Genomic DNA, 5,213 nt, shown 5'->3' on the forward strand with positions numbered 1-5,213 from the left:
GGTTCCGGCGCAGGGACGGGTGGTGTTGGTGTTGGTGGTGTGGGTGTTGGTTCCGGCGCGGGTGTTGGTTCCGGCGCAGGGACGGGTGGTGTTGGTTCCGGCGCGGGCGCGGGTGTTGGTTCCGGCGCAGGGACGGGTGGTGTTGGTTCCGGCGCAGGGACGGGTGTTGGTTCCGGCGCAGGGACGGGTGGTGTTGGTTCCGGCGCGGGCGCGGGTGTTGGTGTTGGTTCGTTCAGGGGAATGGCAGAGACAGTAGCGCTGGCGGGGCTGGTAGCGCCCTGGTTGTCTGTAGCGCTGTAGGTGAAATTTGCTGTTGTAAAGTTGGCTGTGGATTGGAAAAATAATTGGTTAATGTCAGCAGGTGTCAGAATTTGACCGGCGCGGATAATCCTGCCGCCGGTTTCGGGATTGCCTAAAAATATCAGCCCTTCATCTGCTGGTGGGACGGTGTTGATCGTGAAAGATGCGATCGACCCGTCTGGATCTGTGCCGCCTAGTCCTGCGATCGCCACAGTGCTGCTGGGGGCGATTTCGAGGTTGACGTTGTTAGCTACTGGCGGTTTGTTGGGCTCCGGCAGCACCGCCGAGACAGTAGCGCTGGCGCGGCTGGTAGCGCCCTGGTTGTCTGTAGCGCTGTAGGTGAAATTTGCTTTTGTAAAGTTGCCTGTCGATTGGAAAAATAATTGGTTAATGTCAGCAGGTGTCAGAATTTGACCGGCGGTGACAATCGTGCCGCCAGTATCGGGATTGCCTAAAAATACCAGCCCTTCATTTGCTGGTGGGACGGTGTTGATGGTGAAAGATGCGATCGACCCGTCGGGGTCGCTTCCTCCCAGTCCTGCGATCGCCACAGTGCTGCTGGGGGCGATTTCGAGGTTGACGTTGCTAGCTATCGGCCGTAGGTTGGCGGGAGTCGGAGTCGGAGTCGGTGGGAGTGGGGGAGTCGGAGTCGGCGCAGAGGCGATGCTGGTGGTAACAGTTGCGACGGAATCGCTGCCGTTATTGTTGCCGGGATTCGGGTCATTAGTGGTTGAGGTACTTCTTGCCGTGTTGCTGACAGTGCTGGTCGCGGGGACTGGGAATGTGACTCTCCGGCTGACGGTCACGCCGTCAGCTAAGCTGGCAATGGGCGGAAAGCTGACAATGCCTGTGTCAGGGTTGTAAGTACCGCCGTTGGATGCTGTGACGCCCGTTAAACCGGGAACGATGCTGTCTGTAACGGTGATGTTGGTGGCGGTACTGGGCCCTCTGTTTTCGGTGAGAATGGTGTAGGTGACAGTCGAACCCGCGATCGCAGTAGCGGGCCCGGTTTTGAGCGTCACTACATCGGCGCTATCGGCGATCGTAGTGGTGACTCGCGCTTCGGGGCTGCTGCCGTTGTTGTTGGCAGGATTGGGGTCTGGACTCGTTGAGGTGCTGCTAGCAGTGTTGGTGATGGGGCCACCGGTGGCGGGAACTGCGAAACTGACGGTTCTGTTTGTGCTGGCTGCGCTGGCTAGGGATGGGATCGCCGTCCAAGTCACAATACCTGTAGTTGCGTTGTAACTTCCGCCCTCGGAGACGCTGACTCCTGTTAAGCCCGGAACAATGCTGTCGGCGATCGCCACATTGATTGCCGCACTCGGCCCACTGTTGGCTGCCGTAATTGTGTAGGTGACAGTCGAACCCGCGATCGCAGTAGCGGGCCCGGTTTTGCGCGTCACTACATCGGCGCTATCGGCGATCGTGGTGGTGACTCTTGCCGACGGGCTGCTGCCATTGTTGTTGCCGGGATTGGGGTCATTAGTGGTTGAGGTGCTGCTAGCAGTGTTGGCGACGGTGCCGCCGGTGGCGGGAACTGCGAAACTGACGGTTCTGTTGGTGCTGGCTGCGCGGGCTAGGGATGCGATCGCCGTCCAAGTCACAATACCTGTAGTTGCGTTGTAAGTTCCGCCGTCCGACACGCTGACTCCTGTTAAACCAGGAACAATGGTGTCGGCGATCGCCACATTGGTTGCCGCACTCGGCCCACTGTTGGCTGCCGTAATTGTGTAGGTGACAGTCGAACCCGCGATCGCAGTAGCGGGCCCGGTTTTGCGCGTCACTACATCGGCGCTATCGGTGATAGTAGTGGTGACTCGCGCTTCGGGGCTGCTGCCGTTGTTGTTGCCGGGATTGGGGTCTGGGGTAATCGAGGTACTGCTAGCAGTGTTGGCGACGGTGCCACCGGTGGCGGGAACTGCGAAACTGACGGTTCTGTTGGCGCTGGTTGCGCTGGCTAGGGATGGGATCGCCGTCCAAGTCACAATACCTGTAGTTGCGTTGTAACTTCCGCCCTCGGAGACGCTGACTCCTGTTAAACCAGGAACAATGGTGTCGGCGATCGCCACATTGGTTGCCGCACTCGGCCCACTGTTGGCTGCCGTAATTGTGTAGGTGACAGTCGAACCCGCGATCGCAGTAGCGGGCCCAATTTTACGCGTCACTACATCAGCGCTATCGTTCGTAATAGTGGTCGTGACTCTCGCATCCGGGCGGCTGCCACTGTTGTTACCGGGTACGGGATCGATCGTGCTGCTGCTGCTGAATACACTATTTGTAATAGGGCCGAGTGTAGTTGGGGTCGTAACAGTTACGGTGCGGGTGGCTGTGGCCCCAACAGGTAAATTCGGAATACTCCAGGAAACCAGTCTCGTTGTCGGGTTGAAAGTGCCGTTGCCGTCGGCACTGCCAAATACTGCCCCGACGGGCAATTGATCTTCAACCACCACGTTTTCGGCGGCGTCCGGGCCGTTATTTACCGTCGTAATTGTGTAAGTGATGCTGCTACCCGGTGCCGCTGCCGCCGGGCCTGTTTTCGTTGAGGCAACATCTGCTGTAGTAAGCGGCACGTCTATAGTTTGGATCGACAAAGTGCGAACGTCGTGAATATTTGTTGCGGCTCCCGTTGAACCAGCAAAACCAAATTTGAATGTTGCCGGGATTGGCCCGTTTAAGTCCTCTAAATTGGCAATGTCGATAATAGTCTCGCCCTGATCTGTAAACAAACCATTATTGTTGAGATCAAAGTTAACAGTGAGACGGTTTGGCGTTGCAGAAGTGGGGGGTTGCAAAATAATTTGAACTCTTCTTCTGGCTTCTTCGCGACTGCTGGTAATGGCATTGTTCGGCCCGTTTGGAGGCAGAGGATTTACGGTATCGGGAATATTATCTATTCCCTGCGGCACAAACGTAGAAGTTAAAAATTGATATTGCGTAACTTCGCTACCTCGAAGCGTTACCGAATCTCGTCTAATTCCCCCCGGAAGTCCGCCTACCCGCCCTTGAGTTGTAGTTGAGAAATTTCCGAATTCATCCAATCCAATTCCTAAATAACCTCCCCGTAAACCGGACTGATTTGTATCTGTATTTTGCGCGTAGCCGAGAGAACCTCCATAGCCTCCAGCTACTGTTGGCGTCACAGTACCGTCAATTAAAAAGAAACTTATGCCGTCCCCTGTCTGCCCTGCTAAATCAGGACGATCAGGACGTGTAGTGCCGTCGTAGGCAAATATATCGAAGACAATTTTAAGACCGCTGTTGACAGGAACCTGACTGTTATAGATGACAAAAGTAGATTGGTCAAAAGTTCTTGTAGTTAATCTCAACGCCCCGCTGCCAACCGGGTCTATGTTCAAGCCCGGAAAACTCTCTGTTCCGGTTCCTGCTGTTAAAGCTGGAGCATCTGAAATGCCTGTTACCCCAGAGATCCAAGGCCCGATTAGACTTGCATCTTGAAAACTTTCATCCACTAAATTAATGAGGACAGCGCTGTAATTTTCCTGGGTGTTTGTTTCAAAGGCTATTGCTGTTTTTACTCGTCCTGCTGTAACATTTAATTGCCAGTTTCCTCCTAATTTGGCACTACCAATTAGATTTTTGGAAGCCGCTATATTTGCGCCTGTTAATTCTCTCAGCTTCCGCACGAAAGCAATCCCGGATTTTCCAGCCCCAACCTTACACGATAATAATAAAATATCGGCTTTTTCGCTTAAGGCATTTCGCCACTGCTGCAAATGCCGATCGTACTTTGATAAGTTTTCATTCGTCAGTAAAGTTGACCCCAGTTGCACGGAAGCTTCATTGCCGTGAGCAACAATCTGAAGGCTGGCAATTAAACTGCGTTTAGCTAGAATCTCCGTAATTTGTTCTACTCCGTCCAGAGTTCGATCGAGGACAATTATCTCTGTCCCTGGTTTGACTCCGCTGGCAAGATGCTGATAATTCTCTACCCTCGGATCGATGCAAACTAAATGTTTTGTATGTGTAGTCTTGACGCCCCGAGTCGCTTTTGTTAAACCGGAAATATCGAGCGCCATATCACCCACTAACGACGGCCCACTCCAAGAACTTTTTATGCAGTAAGTGTAGCGGCGATCGCAACTTGATTGGTGAATTGGCGAAGAGTAGTTGCACCCTAAATGTTTCATGAGTTACATAGCTCCTTGATCTATTAACTTTCAATCTTCAGTGGTAGATATTATTGTTAATTGCTAATGGGAAATTTCTAACTGCTCATTTCTCGATTTCGCATAGTTAACAAGTTATTTTTACTTCGTTTTTGTTTGGATCGACATCTTCCCAAAGTAGCAGTTCGCTCTATTTCGCTGGTAAATCAGGTTTTTTTTTCGCCAATTCAGACGTGAGCCTAAATTATTTTGAAATGAAAAAAATTAGCACAATCTACGATAAATTACCGTAAAATTAGATATTTTTTACCTAAAAGTAGTTGACAGCTTTGTATTTTGGTAGTATCAAAGGGGTTAATGTATGCGATTTTTATTACGACTCGAGTTTTTATCAAACCCAATTTGATCGATCTCAATCAGCCGACTCTCAAATCATCTATATGATACTCAAGAAATGGTTATATTTTTTGTAGTTTTAAACTTTTTTTGTTTTGTTTTTCATGACCAAATGACTCAATAAAAACCCTTTTTCTGGTTATTATTGAGTCGAATAACCCCCAAAATCTCCAAATTACTATTTTTTATGCTACATTCAAAAACTCGGTTTATCAAATAAACCGAGTTGCTAAAAGCATAGGAAAAAATGCAGCATATTTAATGCGCTTTGGTCTTAAGGAGAAAGAGTGAGAAAATCCCGATTACTCAGCAAATTATCAGCGCCAAAAACCTGAGCCAAAACCTCCCCAGTCGCCGCAACTTGTAGCAGTGTGCTATTGGCAGTCGAAT

General features: G+C 50.9%; 1 protein-coding gene. It reads right to left on the bottom strand.

Annotated elements, in window-relative coordinates; translation table 11 throughout:
- On the bottom strand, positions 1-4,448 hold a 4,448-nt coding region (locus QUA88_RS29220), incomplete at its 3' end, for a DUF4347 domain-containing protein (RefSeq protein WP_333275206.1).
- Positions 4,449-5,213 lie beyond the last annotated feature (765 nt).

It is taken from the genome of Microcoleus sp. D3_18_C2, assembly GCF_036702395.1.
Lineage (GTDB): Bacteria > Cyanobacteriota > Cyanobacteriia > Cyanobacteriales > Microcoleaceae > Microcoleus.